The sequence below is a fragment of the Asticcacaulis sp. EMRT-3 genome (genome assembly GCF_030027245.1).
In the GTDB taxonomy this organism is placed as follows: Bacteria; Pseudomonadota; Alphaproteobacteria; order Caulobacterales; family Caulobacteraceae; genus Asticcacaulis.
The window spans coordinates 555891-576769 of record NZ_JASERT010000001.1; the positions used below are offsets into that span (position 1 = coordinate 555891).

Here is a 20879-nt window from a genome sequence, read left to right on the forward strand (position 1 = left end):
AGGCGAAAATGGTGGAAACATCCAAGGGACAGGCGTGGTCGCGCATCAGTGTGCCGATCAGTGGTGCCGAGTCCGAGGCCCTGTCACTCGAACTGGCGGCGCGCATCGCCGCGGCCTTTGAGGCGCGCCTCAATGTGCTGTTCACGCCGCCCGATCCCGCTGAACTGGCACCCTGGCTGGGCGAAGGCTTCATGGGCACGGTGCAGATGTCGGCGGTGGAAAGCCTGAAAAATGCCGCCGAAGAGGCCGAGCAAATGGCGCGTTCGCAATTCGACGGCCTCAGCTATCAGGCCAAAACCTTCACGGCCCTGACCTCGCCGGTGTGGCAGGATCTGGCGCTTGAAACGCGGCTGTCCGATATGGTCGTATTCGGTGGTCAGAGCGCACGCGGGCAAGGGCTGCTGTCGGAAGCCTTCCAGCAGGTGCTGATGGAGGAGCGCGCCGGTGTCTTTATCGCGCGTCAGCCCTTTGATGTCAGCGGCACGGCTCTGGTGGCCTGGGACGGCAAGGAACCTTCGTCACGCGCCGCGCGCCGCGCCGTGGCCCTGCTCAAAAAGGCGTCGAAAGTGGTGATCATCGGCGCGCCTTCGGGCGATGTGCCCGCCGATCTGCACCGTCTGGCCGATTATTACGCCGCGCACGGCATCCCGACCGACATCGACGAACTGCCCAAGGGCGATCTGGTGGCCCAGTTGATCGAGGCCAATGCACGCCATGACGCCGACTATATGGTGGCGGGGGCCTTCGGTCGTTCACGCCTGCGCGAATTCGCCTTCGGCGGCACGACACGGGCGCTTTTGCAGAATACCCAGCTCAACCTTTATATGGCGCATTAAATCTTGCGGTCAGTGCTTCCTGGATGGCCTGCATGGCAGGCTGCCAGTCCGGCAGTTTGGATGGGCTGAATGTTCGCACGGTCGGATACCACGGATAATGCGGCTGCCCCAGTTGTGGCCAGCTTCGGGGTGGCATGATCAGCCACACAGGTGCGCCACAGGCAGCGGCGATATTGCTGGTGGCATTGGCGGGCGCGATGATCAGATCGAGCGCCAGACTTAAGGCCGCCAGTTCATCGAGATCGTCCTTGAGATCGAGGTCGGGCAGACGGATGAGCGCTGCGCCCCAGGTTTCGGCGCAGGCCTGCTCTTCCGCCGTGTCACCATATTGCAGATTGATAAAATGCGCGTTCGGCGTGGTCAGCACGTCGCGCCAGTCGGTGAAGGGCGCGAAGTTCGGATCGCGTTGCAGGCCGCTTTTCAGGCTTTTCCATAGAATGCCGATTTTGGGTCCGTCACCCAGGCTGTCGAGCACGTTACGCCAGTGGGCTATGCGCGCCGGATCGGGCGTCAAAAAGGCATTGCCGGACGGAAAGCTGTCGATACGGCTGCGATAGAGCGGCAGGAAGTCGGCGAGCAGCGCCCACGCCTCGATGGCGGACTGGTCAAGGCCGGGGAAGGTGCGTTGCAAACGGCCATCGATTTTTTGCGTGTGATGCGCCACGATATGGACGGCTGGAAAACTGCGCTGAAACAGGCTGACAAGGCGCGGTTCGACGGCCAGGGTCAGGCGGCCAAAAGGGCCGAGATCGCGCAGCAGATCAGGCAGGATGGAGGCGAAAAGCACTTCATCGCCAAGGCCCTGTTCGGCGCTGACCAGAAGCTTGCATCCGGCAAGCGGCTTGCCGGGACGCCAGTGCGGCGACCAGACGGCATAATGCACCTCCTGCGCCGTGCCATAGCGATAACGGGCGGTATAGGTTTGCCAGCCCTCTGCCAGATGGCCGTGGGCCAGCAGGGCCTGGGCATAGGCAATACCGGCGCTGGAACTGCTGTCGGGATCTTCGAAAGTGTCTGCGGCATATTTGAGATCGGACAGGGCCAGGGCGTGCTGATCCAGCGCCATCAGCACGCCGCCACGATTGAGGCGCGCGGCGGCGTCATCGGGTGCCAGGCGCAGGGCCTCATTATAAAAAATGAGGGCGTTGTCATAATCGAGGCGTACCGACAGCACATCACCGAGTGCCGCCCAGAGTTGGGGCACGTCGGGATGCTGGCCGATCAGCGGCTTGAGCAGGGCGATGGCCTCGTCGAAACGGCCCTGTTCGCGCAAAGAGGCGGCGTAGGCGCAGATGACCGGCAGTTCGTGCAGGCCGTGCGTGATCAGATGGGCGTAAAACCGTTCGGCCATGTCGAAATGGCCCAGGCGAAAAGCCAGTCCGGCCAGACGACGGGCAATATCGAGCGAATCGGGCGCTTCTCTTAAGGCCGCTTCATAAGCGGCCAGCGCGCCGGGCAAATCCTGCTGCGCCTCAAGCGTCATGGCGCGTTTAAGAGCCGTTTGCGTCATGCCCGGCGGATGTCCGGCTGATCGCTCAGATGGGTGGCTATGAGGGCGTCGCGCACCTGCGTCATGACCGGGGCCCAGTCCACCAGCGAGTCGGTGAAAACGCAGCGCGTCTTCGGATACCAGGGGAAATAGTCGGTGCCGAGCGCTGTCCACGAACCGCGCGGCAGGATCAGCAGGATGGAGGCCCCGGCGGCACCGGCGATATTGCTGGTGGCCACAGCGGGCGACACGATGGTATCGAGCGCCACGCTGAGGGCGGTCAGATCATCGAGATCGTTTTTCAGATCGAGGCCGGGCGGAGTCCAGATGTCGATACCGGCCTCGGCGGCCCACGCCATTTCTTCGCTCGTATCGCCATATTGCAGATTGACGAATTGCAGGCCGTCGAGCCGCAGCAGGGTTTCCCACTCGGCGAAGGGCGAATAGAAGCGGTCGCGCCGGGCGTGCTTGATCATGCTCTTCCACAGAAGGCCGATCTTGGGCTTGTTGTTCAGGCTGTTCAGCATCGCCTTCCAGTAGGCAACGCGCTCCGGGTCGGGCGTCAGGTAGCTGTCCGTGGCCGGAAAGGTTTCGATGCTGCCACGGTAGCGGCCGAGGAAATCGCCAATAATCGACCAGGCGTCATAATCGTCCCAGTTGTTCACTTCGGGAAAGACGCGCGTCGGCAGGTTTTTATAGCGTGTCGTGTGGTGGCGGCACACGGTGGCGGCGGGAAAGCTGCGCTGGAACAAAGGCACAAGGCGCGGTTCGGTGGCGATGGTCAGATGACCGTCCGGGCCCATTTCGGCCAACAGGTCGGGCAGGAGGTTGGAAAACAGGACTTCATCGCCCAGGCCCTGCTCGGTGGAGACGAACAGACGTTTTCCTACCACGGGCTCACCGGGCTGCCAGCGCGGGCGCGGGATGACATAGTGCATGGTTTCGGCGGCACCGTTCCAGCTACGCGCCTCGTACCATGTCCAGCCTTCGGCTAGCCTGCCCAGGCTGAGATTGGCGAAGGCCATGCTCAGTTTGCAGGTATAGATGTTGGACGGATCGACGAACAGTTTCAGCGCGCGGTGCAGATAGTCCAGCCCCTCTTCGGGCGGAATGACATTGCCGAGATTATACAAGGCGTGGACGTGGTTCGGATCGAATTTCAGCGATTCCCGGTAAAACAGGGCGGCGTTTTCATTGTCGCCGCGCGCATTGACCACGGTGCCCAGGGCATTCCACAATTGCGCGTCATGCGGAAAGCGCGGCAGGAAGTCCTGAAGCAGGGCGATGGCGTCATCGATCTGTGAGGATTCGCGTAAGGTGGTGGCCAGGTTATTGACGGCTTCGAGGCTGTCGGGACACTTTTCGAGGTGGAAGCGGAAGAATTTTTCCGCCATGTCGGTAAAGCCCATCTTGTAGGACAGGCGGCCGAGATCACCGGCAATGGCGGGATTTTCGGGCTGGATGCGCAGGGCCGTTTCGTAGCAGGTGATGGCCGTTTCAAAATCATTGCACTTGTCACGCGCCACGCCGAGAATATGCCAGGCCTCGCCGCTCTTTTCATCAATATTCAGTGCCTGCAAAGCCAGGTCGCCGCCATTCGCCCAGTCGCCGGTCTTGAATTTCTGGATCGCTTCGCGCAGCAGCTTGAGGGTGTCGGTGCGCCGGATATGCTCATTGGCTTCGGCAAGGATGCGCAGGGCTTCGCTGGAACCGGCATCGCCGAAAATTTGCCGTGACGGCGCCGCGGAATCGAAGGCCGGAAAGGGCAGGGCGGTATCGGTAACGGGAGCCGGTGCGGACGGTACGCTCGCCAGCGGCAGAAAGCCTTTGGCCGGATCGGCCGCGCCACCGGTGGCTGGTGGCTTCATAGGCAGACCCCGCTTTACAGGCAAAGGTTTCCGGTGTGAGGACATAGGCTAGCTCCGCAACGCATGACGTGTCATTCTGTAAATAGGGATTCGTTTAAGACAACCTAAACATATGGATTCCGGCCCCTTCTGGTGACCCGTCTGGCTGGTGACCCGTCCGGCAAGGGGCGTCTGTAACCTGTTGCAGGTTTCTTTGAAACCGGATGTTAACCTCGGTGGCTTTATAGACGGATGGGCTGTCTGTTTCGCACCGGTCGGCTCTAAGGAAAAAAAATGCCTTTAAAACTGTCTTTGAAGCCCGGTGAAAGATTTGTTCTGAACGGGGCGGTTGTGCAGAACGGCGATCGCCGCTCTTCGCTGGTGCTGCAAAACAAGGCGTCGGTGCTGCGTGAAAAAGACATCATGCAGGAAGAAGAGGTCACCTCGCCCGCGCGCCACGTCTATTTCCCCGTCATGATGATGTATCTCGATGAAGCGGGGGCTGACAAATATTACGATGAATTCCTGCGCCGCATGACCGAGTTCATGAACGTCATCAGCAATTCTCTGGTGCTGGCCGAATGCGTCGGCATATCGAAGAACCTGATGGCGCGCGAATATTACAAAGCGTTGATGGGCTGTCGTAAGCTTATCGAGTATGAGGACGAGAGACTGGGCCATGTCGCTTAAAGCGTATCAGACCACCGCCGCCCGCGCCGAAGATCCCCGGCAGACCGAGTATCGCCTGTTTGGGCAGGTAACGCGGGCCCTGATGGAGGCTGAGAAGCTTGACCGTTCGCAGATTTGCGAACGCATGGACGCCCTGGACTGGAATCGCCGCATGTGGTCGATGCTGGCCGCCGATTGCGCGCTCGAAGGCAACCGGCTGCCTGATCAGATACGCGCCAATATTATTTCGCTGTCGATCTGGGTCAATAAGCATACCTCGCTTGTCATGCGCAATGCCGAAGAGATCGCGCCCCTGATCAATATCAACCGCATCATCATGCAAGGGCTGGCCCCCAGCCAGGCTGCCGAGCCGCAGCCCGTGGCGCGCCAGTCTTTTGGCTGACCAGTCTTTTGGCTAATAAGTCTTTTGGCTGATAACCCTTTCAGATAATTTGACATAGGCAAGCCGGGCGGCTTCGGCTAAACAGGCGGCCATGTTCGTGTGGCGATCCTTTATCACTCCTGAAACCAGGGCGGCGTTTGCCGCCCTTTTTCGCCTGTCATGGCCGGTGGTGGCGGCGCGCGTCGGCATCATGCTGATGGCTCTGCTCGATACGATCGTGGTCGGGCGCTATTCCACCGCCCAGCTTGGTTTCCTGATGCAGGCCCAGGCCCTGCACTGGGTGCCCGCCCTGACCGGCATGGGCCTCTTGATGGGGGTGCAGGTCAAGACCGCGCATTTTCTTGGCTCAAACGAGCCGCATCGCATCGGCGCCGTGGTGCGGCGCGGCCTCGGCTATGCCCTGATCTTAGGTGTCGGCTGCATGATCGTGCTGATCGCCGCCGGGCCGGCCTTTCTGCGCGCTACGGTGCAACCCGACATCGCGCAGGGGGCATACCTGCCGCTGATCCTCTTTTCCAGTTCCCTGCCGGTTTTTTTGTGCGGTATCGTCGCCACCCAGTTTCTGGAGGCGCTGGGCCGGACGCGCGATGTGCTGATCGCCACCCTTCTGGCCAATGCGCTCAATGTGGTGCTGCTTCTGTGGCTGGTGCCGGGCCATGTCAGCCTGTTCGGCATCACCTGCAATGGCGCGGCCGGAGCGGCGGCGGCCACCCTGATCGCGCGCACGCTTCAGGCTGGCGGACTGCTCATCTATGTTGTGTGGATGCGCGCGGCCCGTCCGTTCAACCTGCTGGGCCGCCAGCCGCCCGACCATGACGGGGCGGTGGAGCAGCGCCATGTCGGCTATGCCACGGGCGCGGCCTATTTCATCGAGGTGGCGGCCTTTTCCGGCATGACGGTCTTTGCCGGTCATGTCGGTGAAATGGCGGTGGCGGCGTGGTCGATCGTGCTCAATTTCGCCGGTGTCATCTTCATGGTGCCGATGGGGCTGTCCGCCGGGTGCTCGGTGCTGGTGGGGCGGGCTTACGGCGCAGGCGACCGGGCGGGCGTGGCGCGTATGGGACGGGTCAGCTTCATGACGGCCACCTTGTTTACGCTGGGCGTGGTGGTGCTGGTGCTGATTTTCAGCGAACCGGTCACCCGTTTCTATACGCACGATCCGTTGCTGATTCCGGTGGTGCGCCACGGGCTTTTGCTGGCCTGCCTGTTCTTCGTGCCCGATGGTTTGCAGGTGGTGGGGGCGCAGGCCCTGCGGGCGCGCCGCGATATTCTGGCCCCGACCGTCATCCACTATGTCTCGTATGGCGCGATCATGCTGCCGCTCGGCTTTATCTTTTGCCTGACCCTGAACCTGGGCGTGGCGGGGCTGATCTATGCCGTGGTGGTGGCCTCGCTGATAGCAGGCGGTTTTCAGACGGCGCGGTTTCTGTGGCTCGATAAAAAGCCGGTGCCCATCTCGACTTAGGAATCGATCCGACCTAATAAGTCGTACAATTTTTAAAGAAAGGCCATGCCATGCTCGACGACCTAAAGGGGAAATGCGTTCTGATCACCGGGGCCTCGACCGGCATCGGTGCGGCGGCGGCCAGGGGCTTTGCGCGCGTCGGCGCAAAGGTGGCCGTGCATTATCACCAAAGCGCCGCCGAGGCCGAAGCTGTGGCCGCCGACATCAGGGCTGAGGGGGGTGAGGCGCATCTGGTGCAGGCCGATCTCAACCGTTTTGAAAACGCAGCGGACATGGTGGCGCAGGCCGCCGACAAGCTGGGCGGGCTCGATATATTGGTCAATAATGCCGGATCGCTGATGACGCGCACTCTGTTTGCCGACTGGAGCGACGCCCTGTTCGATGAGGTGATGAACCTCAATGTCCGCTCGGTGCTCGACGCCACCCAGGCCGCCGTGCCGTATATGGAGGCCGCGGGCGGCGGGGCCGTCATCAATCTCGGCTCGATCGCGGGCAGCAATGGCGGGGGCCCCGGTTCGGGCATGTATGCCAGCGCCAAGGCCTTCATCCATAATGTCACGCGCCACATGGCCACCGATCTGGCTAAAAAGAACATCCGCGTCAATGCCATCGCGCCCGGCGTGATCAAGACGCCGTTTCATGACAAGACCCCTCCCGAACGCATGGCCGCCATGCTGGCCAGCGTGCCGATGGGCCGTCTCGGCGCGGCCGAGGATTGCGTCGGGCCGATCCTGTTCCTGGCCTCGGATCGCATGAGCGGCTATGTCACCGGCCAGATCGTCCATATCAATGGCGGTCAGTTTTACGCCGGTTGAGTGTTTCGCGGAGCCATTTTCTGAGCGGATCACAGACCCAGAATCCAGCCTTCTTCCTGCGCGGCGATGAGCCGTTGCGCCTCGTCCAGCTTCGGTGCGGCGAAGGCCGCGCCAAGCTGGCCCTTGTCATCGAGATCAGCCAATCCTTGCGCGGTCAGGCGTACCGAGGCCGCGTCCTTCATCTCGCCCGCCTCGGCGACGCCGTCGAACAGCGGCGGATGCACCTCGACGACCAGCGTGTTCAGTCCGGCCAGTGTGTCGGGCGTCTGAGCCTCGAAACCGGTCTGGAACGGCCAGATTTTCGCAGCCTCGCCCAGTTCGGCCACAAGGGTGCGCAGGGCGGTGATGCCGAGCATGGCCGTGCCGCCGGCCACGCCCGCGCCGTGCATCTGCCACAGGCTTTTCGGCATGGAGGCTTGCGGCAGTTTTCGGGCGCGCACCGCCTCTTCGGTCAGGCGATATTCAGGAAATTCGCCGTACGAGTCGGGCTTGAGCGTTGACAGCCATTTCTGCGCGGCATTCTTCGGGCAGCCCCAGAAAGGGTAGGCGGCGTCGGTCATCAGCCGGTTGATCTTGGCCGCCACCTGAAAGCGGTTATTGCTGTTGTCGGGCTTATCGACGATATTTTTGGCCAGAAAATCCCACACGGCCCGCCACGGTTCGCCATCCAGCTTAAGGCGTTCCGCCGTGCCACGGGGCAGGCCAAGCGGAAAATTGACGGCCAGCAGGATGCGGTCGCCGCGCTTGTGCAGGTCGGCCAGAAGCTCGCGCAGCAGAGCCAGACCTTCGGCGCGCGTGGCCGGATTATGCGTCTCATAGGACAGGCGGAAACGCACATCGCGCTTCATCACCCCGATCCACATCGAGGAGTCACCGGTCTTCTTGCCTTCGGCGGCGCTGTAATCGACGACGACATAGGCGCCAAACAGACGTGACACGGCGGAACCTCCGGTGAGAAAACGAATTGCAGGGATGGGCTGCGACCGGCGGGCCGCGAAAAACCCGGCGCTTCTAGCCTGAATAGAGGCGCGACAAAAGCGCTTTATGCGCTCCATATGCCGCTTTGCACAAATTATGTTTTGAAATCTTATCGCAAAACACGGTAAGCAGGAGCCCGAAGGTACGGCAATGGCGAGAGATGACGATGACGAAGATTTTGCGCGTCGGTGTGGCGGGAGCAGGTGTTTTCGGCGGCTATCACGCCAATAAATATCGTCAGATCGCCAATGTCGAACTGGCGGGGGTTTATGATCTCGACAAGGGACGCGCCGAAACCCTGGCCGACCAGCATGACGTGCAGGCTTTCGGTGCCGATGATCTTGACGATTTCCTGAGCCGGATCGACGCCCTGACCATTGCCGCACCGGCCTTTGCCCATGCGGCCATCGCTTTGAAAGCTCTGGAAAAGGGCGTGCATGTCTATTCCGAAAAGCCGCTGGCGGCCACGGAAGATGACGGCGAGGCCATGATCGCCGCCGCGGCGGACAAAGAGCTGGTGCTGGCCTGCGGCCATCAGGAACGCGCCGTTTTTGAAGCCATCGGCCTCTATGGCGTGCCGGAGCGCCCCTTGCGTCTCGAAGCGGTGCGTAACGGCACGGCCAGCACGCGCAATCTCGATGTGTCGGTGGTGCTCGATCTGATGATCCACGATCTCGACCTCGCCATCTCGCTGGCCGGTGCGCATCCGGGCGGGTTGACGGCCACGGCGCGCTACCGGCAGGAACCGGGCTATCAGGCGACAGGTGCCGATGAGGCGGTGGCCGATGTCGATTTTGAAAACGGTATGAAGGCCATTTTCAGCGCCTCGCGCATGGCCGAAACGCGCCAGCGCACCATGCGCATCGTCTATCCGCAAGGGCAGGTGGAGATTGACTTCCTCAACCGCACCTTCGTCAATACCACGCCTTTCAAGCTTAATGCCGATTTCGCCGAAGCCGACATCGCCCGCGACCCGCTGGGCACCAGCGTCGGACGGTTTCTGGAAACGGTGCGCGGCGAACGGGCGGTGCCTTTGTGCAATGGGCGCGAAGCCCTGAGCGCGCTCAGCCTGGCCCTGGCGATCGACAGTGATCTGGCCGATGTGGCGCGGGCCTGAGCGTTTATTGCGGCTGGCCCTTGAAGATCAGCCCGAAGGCCAGAACCCCAAAGCCGCCGGTCATCAGCCAGTACTGGTAATCGCTTAAATAGGGAATGGCGCGGAAATGGCCGATCAGGCTGGCCAGAACCAGCGCCACGGCCACGAAAAACATGAGTAATGTGAAGGCTGAAAGCTTCATAACCCGACGCGCACCCACCCAAACCGACGTCCACAGAATTAGTCTGCGCCCATTTGTTCAAAAACATGTGACAAGATCAACGAAAAATTAACCGCGAACGCTTCGCAAGGGCTGATCTCTGGCAAATATATCGCAGGTGCGTAAATTAAAACGCCCGTACCGTGAACAGCAGTTCGTGCAGGGTGAGGAAAACGCTGAACATCGATACGGCCAGCAGCGGGCGCACCACGCCCAGTTCTTTGGCGTCGAAGGCGATGCGGCCTTCGATAATGGCCACGAAGGGCACGATCGACGTGCGGCGCATGATCGAAGCATAGACATCGCCCATCAACGTCATGCGCTTGCGGTCGATGGTGTTGGCACCTAGGCCGCACAACGCCAGCAGGGAGCCGAAAAAAATCCAGGCCGCCAGATTGCCATTGCAGATCATATGGGTCAGGGCCCAGATGCCGATCCCGGCCAGAACCGGGTGGCGGGTGATGCGGATAATGCCGTAAACCGGTTTTTCAGGCATGTGCCACAGGGCGGGCAGGCTGGTGGCCGACGGCGTGGTGTAGCCCATCACCACCAGCAGGAAGGCCAGGAAATTGCCAGCTATGCCGATGACGCGCAGAAAGGGGCCGGAGTTCCACAAGGCGTAATTCATCGGATCGCCCAGCGCCATGCCGAAGGCGACGCAAAGCCAGATCAGCCCGCCGATCGACAGCAGGGAAAACAGGATATAATAGGCCGTGCCGCCGATCTTTTCGATCACACGATCCTTCAGCGATGTGGCGCTGATCATCAGGTGGATGAACAGGAAAAAGGCGCTGGCAAGCGCAAGTGTCCACATCAGTCGTCTCCGCTTTGATCAGCAGGCGCGTCGTTCCATACGGGCTTCGGGCAATATGGCTTCAGGTCATCCGGCTTCATGGGATTCGCTTAGCACGGCTGGCAGGGCTGCGCCACAGGACGGTGGCCTGTGCCCTGTGCATAAACCTTAAGCCAGAACCATGCCGCATCAGAGATAGGGAATCATCGGCGCATTGAGCACATCGCCTTCACTCTTCGGCGGCGCGTCGGCTTTCGGCGAGGCCGGAGCCGGCGTCACCGATGCCGTCAGTTGCGCAGGCATGGGAGGCATAGGGGGTGGCATGGGCGGTGGGGCGGCGATCAGGGCAGAAGCCGGTTTCGGTGGTGCGCTGGTGCGGCGTAAGACCGCCTCGACATGATAGAACCATTTACGGGCATTATTGAGCGCGGCGCGCGGCCCTTCGGCGCGGGCGGTCATGGCGTCGTGCGGATCCCAGATCACCAGTTCGAAATCGGGGTCGGACGGATCGTCGAACATCAGCCGCAGGGTGACGCGGTGCACGGTGGGGGCGATGTCATCGAGCAGTTTGGTGGGCCCGCCGCGCACCACCCGGCCCGCCACCTTGTCATCGACAAAGACCTCGATGCCCATCAGTTCGGCCATCGTATAGGGCTTGTGCGGTATTTTGCCGAAATTGCGCACGATGATGATGCGGTCACCGGCAAAGGATGAGGCGGCCGCCGCCTTGCGCACCGGCTCCAACGCCTGAACATCCGCCTTGAAGCCGCCAAGGCCTTCGCGCAGCTCGTCTTCGAGCTTTTTGGGCTGTTCGACGCGCGAATCGTAAAGACGATAAAGCACGACCAGTATGGCCAAGACGGCTGCCGACAGAATGATAATGACGGGCAGATAAGGCGGCACGATCAAGAACCCGATGCTAAGCGGAAAGCGAACTTAACCACGTTTTTGGGCCGAGGTTAAGCGCTCTGGTGTTTTTTACCGCATTTCATCGTCATACGTGTCATGCGCGTCATCGTCTTCCCAGGGCGGAAGCGGGGCCGGGGCTTGCGGCCTGTCGCCGTGGCGCTCGGTTTGACGGGCGGCGACAACCGGTTCGGCTTCAGGATAGGGCGAGGGCTGGGCCGACTGGCGCTTGATCACCGCATCGACGTGCGACAGCCATTTGCGCCCCAGCCGGACAGCCTCGGCGGCGGTCTTGGCGTGCACCGGATTATGGCTGACATCGCCGAACAGATTGATTTCAAATTCCGGGTTCTGCACATCGGCAAAGATCAGACGCAGCGTGACATGGGCGGCCTGGGCGTGGGTTTCGTTGAGCACCTTGCGGCTTTCACCGCGCTGGGCGCGCGCCACCACGCGCTCATCAACGATCAGTTCAGCCCCCTCGATCTCGTCAAAAGCGAACACCAGCCCTTGTCCGCTGGGGCTCCACATGACGGCCAGATCACCGGCGGTGAAATCGAGGCCCGCCGCCTTGCGGCCGTCAAGGTCGTAAACAATGGCGTCCGCCGGTTTGCCGAGCGCGGCATTGAGCGCACGCGCCAGACGGCGGGAGGCTTCGAACCACCACATCAGGCCCGACGCGATCAGGGTCAGGCCGATTCCGCCAAACAGAAAATACAGAAGTACGCGCGCGGCATGGGCCATGTGGGGAGTCACGCCAGTTGAACTATGGATAACAAAACCTTATCGCCGATACGGGTTAAGATTGTGTTGTCAGCATGATCTCAACCGGCACATGATCAGACGGTTTGGCCTCGTCATGGGTGCGACCGCGTGTCTCTTTGTGGATGACCAGATCGGTCAGCCGGTCGGCGGCCTGCGGCGACAACAGGTGGTGATCGATGCGGATGCCCTGATTCTTCTGCCAGGCCCCCGCCTGATAATCCCAGAAGGTATAGCGGTTGCCTTCGGTGGGGTGCGAATCGAAGGCGTCGGTATAACCGAGATTTTTCAGGCCCTGATAGGCGCGGCGCACAGCGGGCTGATAGAGGGCGTCGTCGAGCCAGACACTGTCATTCCAGCAATCTTCCTTGGTCGGAATAATGTTGAAATCTCCAGCCAGTACGGTCATTTCCTCAAGTGAAAGAAGAGATGCGGCATGGGCGCGCAGCCGTTCCAGCCAGCGCAGCTTATAGGCATATTTGTCGGTGCCGAGCGGATTGCCATTGGGCAGGTAGATGGCGGCGAAGCGCACCGGCTCAGGGGCCTCGATCACCGCTTCGATATAGCGCGATTGCTCATCGGCTTCATCGTCCGCCAAATCGTTCCGGGGAAGGCCGCGCCGCACATCCGACAGCGGATATTTCGACAGGATGGCCACGCCGTTCCAGGTTTTCTGCCCGAAGACGGCGCAATTATAGCCAAGCGATTCAAAAGCTTCTGTGGGAAACTTCTCGTCGATACATTTCAGCTCCTGCAAGCCGCAGACATCGGGCGCGGCTTCGCGGAACCATTCGAGGATCAGCGGCAGGCGGGCATTGACGGAGTTGACGTTCCAGGTGGCGAGTTTCATGCGTCCAGATTTAGCGGGCGTCATGGCGAAGGGCAAGGCGTTTAGAATTTGAACCACGGAAAACACGGAAATCACGGAAATCAAACAGAGTGTTCCAAAGCTTGCTGGGCGAAAAAGGAGCGCTATGTGCTCAGACTATTTTTCCGTGCTTTCCGTGTTTTCCGTGGTTCAGACAATTACAGCGCGAAGCTGGTTCCACAGCCGCAAGACGAAACCGCCAGCGGATTCAATATCTTGAACTGCGATCCGACCAGTTCCTCGACATAGTCGATCATGGATCCGGCCATGAGCGGGGCCGATACCTCATCGATCAGGGCCGTGGCGCCGTCCAGTTCGATACGGCTCTCATCCTCGTTCGGCGCATCCGTCAGATCGAGCACATATTGAAAACCCGAACAGCCGCCGCCTTCGACCTGCACGCGCAACATGACCGGATGACCGGCCTCGGCGGACAGGCGGTTCAGGTGACGGGCGGCGGATTTGGTCAGGGTGATGTCGGGGTGCATAGGGTAAACTCTGGGAGAACTCCGGCTAATATGGGCGCGAATCCGCATAAAATCAGCCCCCCATCTGCATGTTCTGTGAATTTTTAGGCGCTGGTCACACTTCATAGTATATCGACAGCCATCTGATCCGCACGGAGACACCCTTATGTCCGTTCTTGCTCCTTATGCCGCCGATGCCAGCCAGAACCAGGGGCGTCTGCACGCCGAACCGGACAGCGCCACGCGCACCGCCTACGCCCGTGACCGCGACCGCATTATCCATTCGACGGCCTTTCGTCGCCTGAAGGGCAAGACGCAGGTTTTCGTGGCGACCGAAAGCGACTATTTCCGCACCCGCCTGACCCACAGCCTCGAAGTGGCGCAGATCGCCCGTTCGCTGGCCCATGCGCTCAGGCTCGATGAAGACCTGGCCGAAACCATCGCTCTGGCGCACGATCTCGGCCATCCGCCCTTCGGCCATGCCGGTGAGGACGAACTGCACGCCTGCATGTTGCCGTGGGGCGGGTTCGATCACAATGTCCAGACCTTCCGCGTCGTCACCCGGCTGGAAGTGCGTTACCCCGCCTTCGATGGCCTGAATCTGACCTGGGAAACCCTTGAAGGCATTATCAAACATAATGGCCCGGTCAGCCAGCACATGAGCGAGCCCTCATGGAAATCCATCGTTGATTTCAATGAGCAGTGGGATATTCGCCCCGGTAGTTTCGCCTCGCTCGAAGCCCAGTGCGCCGCGATTGCCGACGACATTGCCTATAATAATCACGATGTCGATGATGGTTTGCAGGCCGGGCTTTTCAGCATTGCCGACCTGCTCGACGTGCCGATGATCGGGCCCGCCCTGCGCAGCGTCCAGGCCGACTGGCCGCAGATCGACGACCGGCTTTTGCGGCTGGAGGGCGTGCGGCGCATGATCGGCGTGATGATGCGGGATGTGCTGGAGCAGACGAGGGCGCGCCTGAGCGTAGCCGGTATCGAAACCGCCGAGGATGTGCGCGTGGCGGGCAGCCAGATGGTGCAGTTTTCAAAGCCGGTGCATGACGACCTGTCGCGGCTGCGCGGCTTTCTGTTCGAGCGCATGTACAAGCATTACCGTGTCAACCGCACGCGCTCGCACGCCAGACGCCTGCTGAACGAGATGTTCCATCTGTTCATGAAGGAGCCCGACACCCTGCCACCCGAATGGTATCAGCTTGTCTGCGCCAGGGATGCCGAGGCGGCGCGGGCACGGGTCATCTGCGACTATATTGCCGGCATGACCGACGCCTATGCCACGGAAGAACACCGCCGCCTGTTTTCATTTGGTGGCTAGCCGTTAGACATCAGGCGTCGGCCACGGTCTGTTTTTGTGTGCCGAGGCCCGCAATACCCAGTTCCATCACATCGCCCGCCTTCAGCCAGACCGGCTCCGGCTTGACGCCCATGCCAACGCCGGGCGGGGTGCCGGTGGTGATGATGTCGCCCGGTTGCAGGCTCATAAACTGCGACACATAATGGACGATATGGGCCGGTTTAAAGATCATGGTGGCGGTTGAGCCGTTCTGGTAGCGGTGGCCATTGACCTCAAGCCACATGTGCAGGGCATGGGGATCGGCAATCTCGTCCTTCGTCACCAGCCACGGGCCGATCGGGCCGAAGGTGTCGCAGCCCTTGCCCTTGTCCCAGGTGCCGCCGCGCTCGATCTGAAACGCGCGTTCCGATACATCATTGACCACGCAATAACCGGCCACATAGTCAAGCGCCTCGGCTTCGGAGACGTAAGCAGCGTGTTTGCCGATGACGATGCCGAGTTCGACCTCCCAGTCGAGCTTGGTCGAACCGCGCGGTTTCAGCACCCTATCGAACGGGCCGCAAATGGCGCTGGTGGCCTTGGTGAAGATGACTGGCTCCGATGGAATCGGCAGGTTTGATTCGGCGGCATGGTCGGCATAGTTGAGGCCGATGCACAGGAATTTGCCGACGCGGCCAACGCAGGGCCCGATGCGCGCATCCTGCGGCGCCAGAGGCAGGCTTGACGGATCGAGGCCGCGCAATTGGGCCAGACCGGCATCGGAGAGCACATCTCCGGCCATATCGTCGATCACGCCGCTGAGATCGCGGATCTGGCCGTTCGCATCAAGCAGGCCGGGTTTTTCCTGACCCGCAGGGCCGAAGCGCAAGAGTTTCATGAGCAGTCTCCAAATGTCGTCTTGCCTATAAAACAGTTTTTACCGCTTGCGAAGCATCGCTTAACCGCATTCTGATTTTTTCGCGGCGGGCTTGGCATCGCATGACGATGATGTCCGGCCTATTCTGTCCCCTTACACACAATTTGCGATGACGGTTCGCGAAGACAGAGATGTTTGGGTTCAGATTGAGCAGCCTCAGATTTAACGGAGCGGCGCTTGCCCTCGCACTTTGTACGGCGGTCGTAGCTCCGGAGCTTATACCAGCGACCGCTGACAGTTTATAAGCCATTTCCGGGTTCGGGCGACGCCCCCCAAGCGTTCGTATCCGGAATGCGAGCCCTTCAGCCTTTACTGGTTGAAGGGCTCTTCTTTTTGCAGCCTCAATCCACCCACGCTTTTTTCAGCGTGCGCGACGCACCGAACAACAGCAAGGCGGCCAGCAGGTAAAAGCCAAGCCCGATCACGAAGGCCCATTTAATGGAGTCTTCGCCGTACATCGGTTTGAGCAGGTCGGACACCTTGCCAAAAAAGTAAGGCCCAAGGCTCAGGCCGATCAGATTATTGACCAGCAAAAACAAGGCGCTTGCCTGACTGCGGCCATTGACCGGCACAAGATGCTGGACGGCGGTGAGCAGCGGTGCGAGCCAGACAAGGCCCAGCGCCTGCGGAATCAGCACCAGCAAAAAGGCTTGCAGCGGCGTATGGGCCATCACAGCCAGCCCGTACAGCGGGGCGGAAACGAGCAGGGCGCAGGCCGGGATGAGCGGATAAGCGCCTTTGCGCGCCTGCCCCAGACGGTCAGCCAGCCAGCCGCCCAAAGGTATGCCGATCAGGCCGCTGATCAGAAAGGCCATTGAGAACAGGATCGAACGGCTGGTTATGTCCATGTTCAGGCTGCGCGCCAGAAAGGTGGGGAACCAGTAGAGAAAGCCGTAGCCGACCATTGAGGCCGCCGCCGCGCCCAGCGCCATCAGCCAGAAGGCCGGCTTGGCGCAGACCAGACGCGCCGTGGCCAGCAGGCCGGGCGCTGCGCCCTGCACGGGCGCGTCATACTGGCCACGCGGCGGATCGCGTACCAGCAGGCGAAACAGGGGCGCGACCACCAGCCCGACAAGACCGATGACCAGAAAGGCGTAGCGCCAGTTGACATGGGCCGCCATCAGCCCGCCAAACAGAATACCGGCGGCGCTGCCGAGCGGAATGCCGAGCGTATAGACCGAGATGGCGCGCGCCCGGCTGTGCGGCGGATAAAGATCGGCGATCAAAGCATAGGCGGGCGGCACGCCTCCGGCTTCGCCGACCCCGACCCCCATGCGCGCCAGAAAGAGCTGGCCGAATCCGGCGCTCAGGCCGCACGCAGCGGTGAAGGCCGACCAGACGGCCAGCGCCACCGTCATCAGCCAGACACGCGAGCCACGGTCGGCCAGCCAGGCGGCGGGCAGGGCCAGCACCGAAAAGAACAGGGCGAAGGGCAGGCCGCCCAGCCAGCCGGTCTGGGCATCATTGAGATGCAACTCGGCGGCGATCGGCTCTTTCAGGATGCTTAAGATCTGGCGGTCGAGAAAGTTGAGCATATAGACCACGATCAGCAGGATCATGGTCAGGTTGCGGCCTTTGGCAGCAGGAAGAGGATCGGTCATGGCAGCTTTGCGATTCGCATTGTTTTGCTATGGATGAGGTCATACAACGGCAGTCGGCATTCACACCAGATGAAAGGTTCTCCCCATGATCCGTACAGCAAAGGCCCATTGGGCCGGTAATGGCCAGCAAGGCGAAGGCAGCCTGACCACGCAGAGCGGGGTGCTTGACCAGCAGCCCTACAGCTTCAAGCTGCGCTTTGAAAATGCCGACGGCAAGGCGGGCACCAATCCCGAAGAACTGATCGCGGCGGCCCATTCGGGCTGTTTCTCGATGGCGCTGGCCTTTGCCCTGGGCGCGGCGGGCTTTACCGCTGACAGTATCGACACCGAGGCCAGTGTTGACCTGCAACCGGCGGATGGCGGTTTTGCCATCGCGGCGATCAAGCTGAAGCTCAGCGCCAAAATTCCCGGCATTTCGGCTGATCAGTTTCAGGAGATCGCAGCGGGCGCCAAGGCGGGCTGCCCGGTATCCAAGGCGCTGTCGTCCGTGCCGATCACGCTGGAAGCCGTTCTGATCTAAGGTATTTGGCAATCAGGCGTTTTGAGTCGACCGCGATAGAGATGGAAGTCCGTCTTGCGGCTGGCTCTGGCGCGTGAGGCCGTGTCGAGATCGCTTAACTGATCAAAGCAGGTGGTCAGGTCGGGCGCATGGTTGGGGGCGACGACGATCAGGGCCATGCCCGGCGGCACGGGCGTGGGCCAGTTGTAGCGCGCCCGTTCGGCCACGGCGCGCACGGTCTGCTGCGGCAGGTGGTAGCTCAGTTCGCCCTGCGTATCATAGTCGGTGGTGGCGATCCATGTCGCGCCGCTCGCCTGACGCGCCGCGTCTATACGGCTGGCAAGGCCATTCCAGCCCTGAGCCAGACCCGCCGCACCAAGGCCGGGGGCCTGATCGCCGAGCGCCAGAAAGCCAAGCGCCAGAACGGTGATGGCGATGCCGAAGGGCGCGGCCCAGCTTCGCAGCCGTGGCCACCAGCGGCCCTGCAAGCCCTCGCTCGCCGAGGCCGCCAGCACGACCAGTCCCGGATAGATGGGGGCCGGCCAGTTGCCCTGAATGCGGTCGTGAAAAACATGGATCAGCAGATAGACCAGCAAAGGCAGGGGCAGGGCGATCAGCAGGTTGGCGGCGGGGTCGCGGCCTTTCCACCACCTTGCCACAGCCAGTCCGGCGAACAGGGCGATGAAAGGATTGATCAAGAGCGGTTGCGAGATCAGGAATTCGATCAGATAGCGCGCCGTCAGATGGCTGGCTTCGAGCCGCCCGAACTGCTTGGCCACTGTGATCCAGCCATGCTGCGCGTTCCACAGCAGGTTGGGGGCCATGACGGCCAGAGCCAGCACAGCACCCAGCCATAACCAGGGCCGCGTCAGGTGACGGCGGGCGTCACGATCCATGACCAGCCAGACCAGTACGCCTAAGCCTAAGAACAGATTGGTGTATTTGGCCTCAACGCCCAGACCCGCGAACAGGCCGAACACCAGCCACCAGCGGCCATCATCGCTCCTGACCAGTCGCGCCAGTGCCCACAAGGCCGCCGCCCACATCAGCACGCTGGGCGGATCGGGCGTGGCCACCACCGTGCCGATGCTCAGCAGCAAACAGGCATTGAGCCAGAGCAGGGCCCGTTTCGCCACCGTGGCGTCGAATAATGTGCGCGCCGTGTTGTAAACCAGCGCGCACAGGACGAGGAAACCCAGCACGAACGGCAGACGCACCCAGAGCGCCGCGTTGCTGACGGCGGTGAAGGCGGCGATCCACCACGCCACCATCGGCGGGTGATCATAATAGCCGAAGCTCAGATGCTGCGCCCACAGCCAGTAATAGCTCTCATCGGGCACAAGTCCGGCCCGTCCCGCCGCGATCAGGCGCAAGGCCGTCAGGGCGAGGATCAGCGGCAGGTAGGGGATGGTTTTCAGGCGGGCCAGCATGTCGCCTTCATGGCTGGTTTCGCCGCTTCTGGCAACTACAGCCTGAGGAACCAGCGATCCGGCACGGTAACCTCCCTTGTATTCTTATTTTCATCGAGGGTAGAGCGGTTTGCATTCTGCTTGAATCAGTCAAAGGAATGCAACCCGCTCTACATTTTGCGTTTTTCCGCATCTCGCATTCAATTTGTAAGTCAAATTAAACGCTCGTTGCTCTGGAGCGGTTTGCATTCTGATTGAATCGTTGAAAGGCATGCAACCCGCTCTACATTTTGCGTTTTTCCGCATCTCGCATTCAATTTGTAAGTCAAATAAACGCTCGTTGCTCTGGCGTGGCGGCGGTGATCACTCCATATCGGGAGCGCGCCCACATTTTAATGTACCGGAGATGAGCATGAGTGTCCTGTTTTCCCCCATCGCCCTGCGTAGCCTCAGTTTACGAAACCGCATCGTGGTGTCGCCCATGTGTCAATATTCGGCGGAGAATGGCCGCGCCACGGACTGGCACATGATCCATCTTGGCCATCTGGCGCTGTCGGGGGCGGGGATGCTGATCATCGAGGCCACGGCGGTCGAGGCCGATGGCCGCATTACCCCCGGCGATCTGGGGCTTTATGATGAGGCCTGCGAAGCGGCGCTGAAGCCGGTTCTGGCCGCCATCCGGCGCTGGTCGGATATACCCGTGGCCATCCAGCTCGGCCATGCCGGGCGCAAGGCGTCGTGCCATCTGCCGTGGGAGGGCGGCCAGCAGATCGCGCCCGATGCGCCGCAGGGCTGGCGCGTCCATGCGCCGTCAGACGTGCCCTATCTCGAAACGGACGCTACGCCGATTGCGCTCGATAAGACCGGACTGGAGCGCGTCAAAGCCGCCTTCGTGGCGGCGGCGCAGCGGGCCGAGCGCCTCGGTATCGACGCCATCGAGATCCACGCCGCCCACGGCTATCTGCTGCATGAATTCCTGTCGCCCCTCAGCAATCACCGCGATGACGACTATGGCGGCTCGCTGGACAACCGGATGCGCTTTCCGCTCGAAGTTTTTAAAGCGGTGCGCGACGCCTTTCCGGCGGATAAGCCGGTGGGCGTGCGTGTTTCGGCCTCCGACTGGGTGGAGGGCGGCTGGGACATCGACCAGACGGTCGTGTTTGCCAAAAAGCTGAAAGCGCTGGGCGTGGACTGGATCGATGCCTCGTCGGGGGCTTTGTCGCCCTTGCAACAAATCCCGGTTGGCCCCGGTTATCAGGTGCCGTTCGCCGCCGCTATCCGTGAAACCGGCGTCACCACCTTTGCCGTGGGGCTGATCACCGAAGCGCAGCAGGCTGAGGATATTCTGGAATCGGGCAAGGCCGATCTGGTGGCTCTGGCGCGCGCCATGCTCTATGATCCGCGCTGGCCGTGGCACGCCGCCGCCGAACTGGGGGCGCAGATCGATGCGCCCGCACAATATTGGCGCTCCGCCCCGCACGGGGTGAAGGATCTGTTCCGAACGTGACGGTCTGAAAAAAAAGCCCTGGAT

The 20879-nt window shown here is 61.4% G+C and carries 21 protein-coding genes; 9 read left to right on the plus strand and 12 right to left on the minus strand.

The genetic code is table 11. The features are described from left to right. Positions 1 to 8 precede the first annotated feature (8 nt). Positions 9 to 836 (plus strand): universal stress protein, encoded by an 828-nt coding sequence (locus QB905_RS02675; protein ID WP_282973028.1) that lies wholly within the window; start codon positions 9 to 11, stop codon positions 834 to 836. On the opposite strand, the gene QB905_RS02680 is transcribed toward QB905_RS02675, so the two are convergent. Both QB905_RS02680 and QB905_RS02685 read right to left on the minus strand, forming a co-directional pair. Then, positions 814 to 2346 carry a tetratricopeptide repeat protein gene (locus QB905_RS02680; protein ID WP_282973029.1) on the minus strand — a complete coding sequence of 511 codons (1533 nt, stop codon included), beginning with the start codon at positions 2344 to 2346 and terminating at the stop codon, positions 814 to 816. The two genes, QB905_RS02675 and QB905_RS02680, sit on opposite strands and share 23 nt — an antisense overlap. After that, on the minus strand, positions 2343 to 4193 hold the full coding sequence (locus QB905_RS02685; RefSeq protein ID WP_282973030.1) for a tetratricopeptide repeat protein: 1851 nt from the start codon (positions 4191 to 4193) through the stop codon (positions 2343 to 2345). The genes QB905_RS02680 and QB905_RS02685 overlap by 4 nt, the downstream gene beginning before the upstream one ends. A gap of 273 nt (positions 4194 to 4466) precedes the next feature. Between QB905_RS02685 and flbT the strand changes: the two genes are divergently transcribed. From flbT to QB905_RS02705, 4 genes are all read left to right on the plus strand, one after another. Beyond that, complete coding sequence (gene flbT / locus QB905_RS02690) at positions 4467 to 4862, plus strand: flagellar biosynthesis repressor FlbT (RefSeq protein WP_282973031.1); 396 nt, start codon at positions 4467 to 4469, stop codon at positions 4860 to 4862. Beyond that, on the plus strand, positions 4852 to 5244 hold the full coding sequence (flaF, locus tag QB905_RS02695; protein WP_282973032.1) for a flagellar biosynthesis regulator FlaF: 393 nt from the start codon (positions 4852 to 4854) through the stop codon (positions 5242 to 5244). The genes flbT and flaF overlap by 11 nt, the downstream gene beginning before the upstream one ends. Positions 5245 to 5341: 97 nt before the next feature. Further along, a complete protein-coding gene (locus tag QB905_RS02700; protein WP_282973033.1) occupies positions 5342 to 6709 on the plus strand; it encodes an MATE family efflux transporter in 1368 nt (455 codons plus the stop codon). A 50-nt stretch (positions 6710 to 6759) separates the two neighbouring features. Continuing rightward, positions 6760 to 7524, plus strand: a complete 765-nt coding sequence (locus tag QB905_RS02705) for an SDR family NAD(P)-dependent oxidoreductase (protein WP_282973034.1) — start codon at positions 6760 to 6762, stop codon at positions 7522 to 7524. A 29-nt stretch (positions 7525 to 7553) separates the two neighbouring features. Here QB905_RS02705 and QB905_RS02710 read toward each other — a convergent pair whose 3' ends face one another. After that, positions 7554 to 8462 (minus strand): cobalamin biosynthesis protein CbiG, encoded by a 909-nt coding sequence (locus tag QB905_RS02710; protein WP_282973035.1) that lies wholly within the window; start codon positions 8460 to 8462, stop codon positions 7554 to 7556. Between the two features lie 206 nt (positions 8463 to 8668). Here QB905_RS02710 and QB905_RS02715 point away from each other — a divergent pair, with 206 nt between their 5' ends. Beyond that, the gene (locus tag QB905_RS02715) at positions 8669 to 9619 is read left to right on the plus strand and encodes a Gfo/Idh/MocA family protein (protein ID WP_282973036.1); all 951 of its coding nucleotides are present in this window, start codon (positions 8669 to 8671) and stop codon (positions 9617 to 9619) included. 4 nt (positions 9620 to 9623) lie between these two features. Here the strand turns inward: QB905_RS02715 and QB905_RS02720 are convergent, their stop codons facing one another. The 6 genes from QB905_RS02720 to QB905_RS02745 all read right to left on the minus strand — a co-directional run bounded on the left by QB905_RS02720 (position 9624) and on the right by QB905_RS02745 (position 13635). Beyond that, a complete protein-coding gene (locus tag QB905_RS02720) occupies positions 9624 to 9773 on the minus strand; it encodes a hypothetical protein (protein WP_282973037.1) in 150 nt (49 codons plus the stop codon). A gap of 172 nt (positions 9774 to 9945) precedes the next feature. After that, on the minus strand, positions 9946 to 10632 hold the full coding sequence (locus QB905_RS02725) for an NnrU family protein (RefSeq protein WP_282973038.1): 687 nt from the start codon (positions 10630 to 10632) through the stop codon (positions 9946 to 9948). 168 nt (positions 10633 to 10800) lie between these two features. Next, a complete protein-coding gene (locus tag QB905_RS02730; RefSeq protein ID WP_282975558.1) occupies positions 10801 to 11514 on the minus strand; it encodes a hypothetical protein in 714 nt (237 codons plus the stop codon). Between the two features lie 75 nt (positions 11515 to 11589). Next, positions 11590 to 12261, minus strand: a complete 672-nt coding sequence (locus QB905_RS02735; RefSeq protein WP_282973039.1) for a hypothetical protein — start codon at positions 12259 to 12261, stop codon at positions 11590 to 11592. Between the two features lie 55 nt (positions 12262 to 12316). Further along, a complete protein-coding gene (locus QB905_RS02740) occupies positions 12317 to 13129 on the minus strand; it encodes an exodeoxyribonuclease III (protein WP_282973040.1) in 813 nt (270 codons plus the stop codon). 176 nt (positions 13130 to 13305) lie between these two features. Continuing rightward, complete coding sequence (locus tag QB905_RS02745) at positions 13306 to 13635, minus strand: HesB/IscA family protein (protein WP_282973041.1); 330 nt, start codon at positions 13633 to 13635, stop codon at positions 13306 to 13308. A gap of 145 nt (positions 13636 to 13780) precedes the next feature. On the opposite strand from QB905_RS02745, the gene QB905_RS02750 reads away from it, so the two are divergent. Further along, positions 13781 to 14944, plus strand: coding sequence for a deoxyguanosinetriphosphate triphosphohydrolase (locus QB905_RS02750; RefSeq protein ID WP_282973042.1), 1164 nt, complete (start codon positions 13781 to 13783; stop codon positions 14942 to 14944). A gap of 10 nt (positions 14945 to 14954) precedes the next feature. Here QB905_RS02750 and QB905_RS02755 read toward each other — a convergent pair whose 3' ends face one another. Together QB905_RS02755 and QB905_RS02760 are read right to left on the minus strand one after the other, a co-directional pair. Then, positions 14955 to 15800, minus strand: coding sequence for a fumarylacetoacetate hydrolase family protein (locus tag QB905_RS02755; protein ID WP_282973043.1), 846 nt, complete (start codon positions 15798 to 15800; stop codon positions 14955 to 14957). A gap of 380 nt (positions 15801 to 16180) precedes the next feature. Continuing rightward, positions 16181 to 17440, minus strand: a complete 1260-nt coding sequence (locus QB905_RS02760; protein WP_282973044.1) for a spinster family MFS transporter — start codon at positions 17438 to 17440, stop codon at positions 16181 to 16183. An 85-nt stretch (positions 17441 to 17525) separates the two neighbouring features. Here QB905_RS02760 and QB905_RS02765 point away from each other — a divergent pair, with 85 nt between their 5' ends. Then, on the plus strand, positions 17526 to 17960 hold the full coding sequence (locus QB905_RS02765; protein ID WP_282973045.1) for an OsmC family protein: 435 nt from the start codon (positions 17526 to 17528) through the stop codon (positions 17958 to 17960). On the opposite strand, the gene QB905_RS02770 is transcribed toward QB905_RS02765, so the two are convergent. After that, positions 17957 to 19369 (minus strand): ArnT family glycosyltransferase, encoded by a 1413-nt coding sequence (locus QB905_RS02770; RefSeq protein WP_282973046.1) that lies wholly within the window; start codon positions 19367 to 19369, stop codon positions 17957 to 17959. The two genes, QB905_RS02765 and QB905_RS02770, sit on opposite strands and share 4 nt — an antisense overlap. 391 nt (positions 19370 to 19760) lie before the next feature. On the opposite strand from QB905_RS02770, the gene QB905_RS02775 reads away from it, so the two are divergent. Further along, the gene (locus QB905_RS02775) at positions 19761 to 20855 is read left to right on the plus strand and encodes an NADH:flavin oxidoreductase/NADH oxidase (protein ID WP_282973047.1); all 1095 of its coding nucleotides are present in this window, start codon (positions 19761 to 19763) and stop codon (positions 20853 to 20855) included. The last annotated feature ends 24 nt before the right edge of the window (positions 20856 to 20879 follow it).

What these genes read in the sequence shown, in the direction of transcription:
- QB905_RS02735 (WP_282973039.1), bottom strand. Translation starts at nt 12,261, where the DNA reads ATGGCCCATGCCGCGCGCGTACTTCTGTATTTTCTGTTTGGCGGAATC.
- QB905_RS02750 (WP_282973042.1), top strand. Translation starts at nt 13,781, where the DNA reads ATGTCCGTTCTTGCTCCTTATGCCGCCGATGCCAGCCAGAACCAGGGG.
- QB905_RS02725 (WP_282973038.1), bottom strand. Translation starts at nt 10,632, where the DNA reads ATGTGGACACTTGCGCTTGCCAGCGCCTTTTTCCTGTTCATCCACCTG.
- QB905_RS02755 (WP_282973043.1), bottom strand. Translation starts at nt 15,800, where the DNA reads ATGAAACTCTTGCGCTTCGGCCCTGCGGGTCAGGAAAAACCCGGCCTG.
- QB905_RS02705 (WP_282973034.1), top strand. Translation starts at nt 6,760, where the DNA reads ATGCTCGACGACCTAAAGGGGAAATGCGTTCTGATCACCGGGGCCTCG.
- QB905_RS02675 (WP_282973028.1), top strand. Translation starts at nt 9, where the DNA reads ATGGTGGAAACATCCAAGGGACAGGCGTGGTCGCGCATCAGTGTGCCG.
- QB905_RS02685 (WP_282973030.1), bottom strand. Translation starts at nt 4,193, where the DNA reads ATGAAGCCACCAGCCACCGGTGGCGCGGCCGATCCGGCCAAAGGCTTT.
- QB905_RS02715 (WP_282973036.1), top strand. Translation starts at nt 8,669, where the DNA reads ATGACGAAGATTTTGCGCGTCGGTGTGGCGGGAGCAGGTGTTTTCGGC.
- flaF (WP_282973032.1), top strand. Translation starts at nt 4,852, where the DNA reads ATGTCGCTTAAAGCGTATCAGACCACCGCCGCCCGCGCCGAAGATCCC.
- QB905_RS02745 (WP_282973041.1), bottom strand. Translation starts at nt 13,635, where the DNA reads ATGCACCCCGACATCACCCTGACCAAATCCGCCGCCCGTCACCTGAAC.
- flbT (WP_282973031.1), top strand. Translation starts at nt 4,467, where the DNA reads ATGCCTTTAAAACTGTCTTTGAAGCCCGGTGAAAGATTTGTTCTGAAC.
- QB905_RS02765 (WP_282973045.1), top strand. Translation starts at nt 17,526, where the DNA reads ATGATCCGTACAGCAAAGGCCCATTGGGCCGGTAATGGCCAGCAAGGC.
- QB905_RS02740 (WP_282973040.1), bottom strand. Translation starts at nt 13,129, where the DNA reads ATGAAACTCGCCACCTGGAACGTCAACTCCGTCAATGCCCGCCTGCCG.
- QB905_RS02680 (WP_282973029.1), bottom strand. Translation starts at nt 2,346, where the DNA reads ATGACGCAAACGGCTCTTAAACGCGCCATGACGCTTGAGGCGCAGCAG.
- QB905_RS02775 (WP_282973047.1), top strand. Translation starts at nt 19,761, where the DNA reads ATGAGTGTCCTGTTTTCCCCCATCGCCCTGCGTAGCCTCAGTTTACGA.
- QB905_RS02760 (WP_282973044.1), bottom strand. Translation starts at nt 17,440, where the DNA reads ATGACCGATCCTCTTCCTGCTGCCAAAGGCCGCAACCTGACCATGATC.
- QB905_RS02770 (WP_282973046.1), bottom strand. Translation starts at nt 19,369, where the DNA reads ATGCTGGCCCGCCTGAAAACCATCCCCTACCTGCCGCTGATCCTCGCC.
- QB905_RS02720 (WP_282973037.1), bottom strand. Translation starts at nt 9,773, where the DNA reads ATGTTTTTCGTGGCCGTGGCGCTGGTTCTGGCCAGCCTGATCGGCCAT.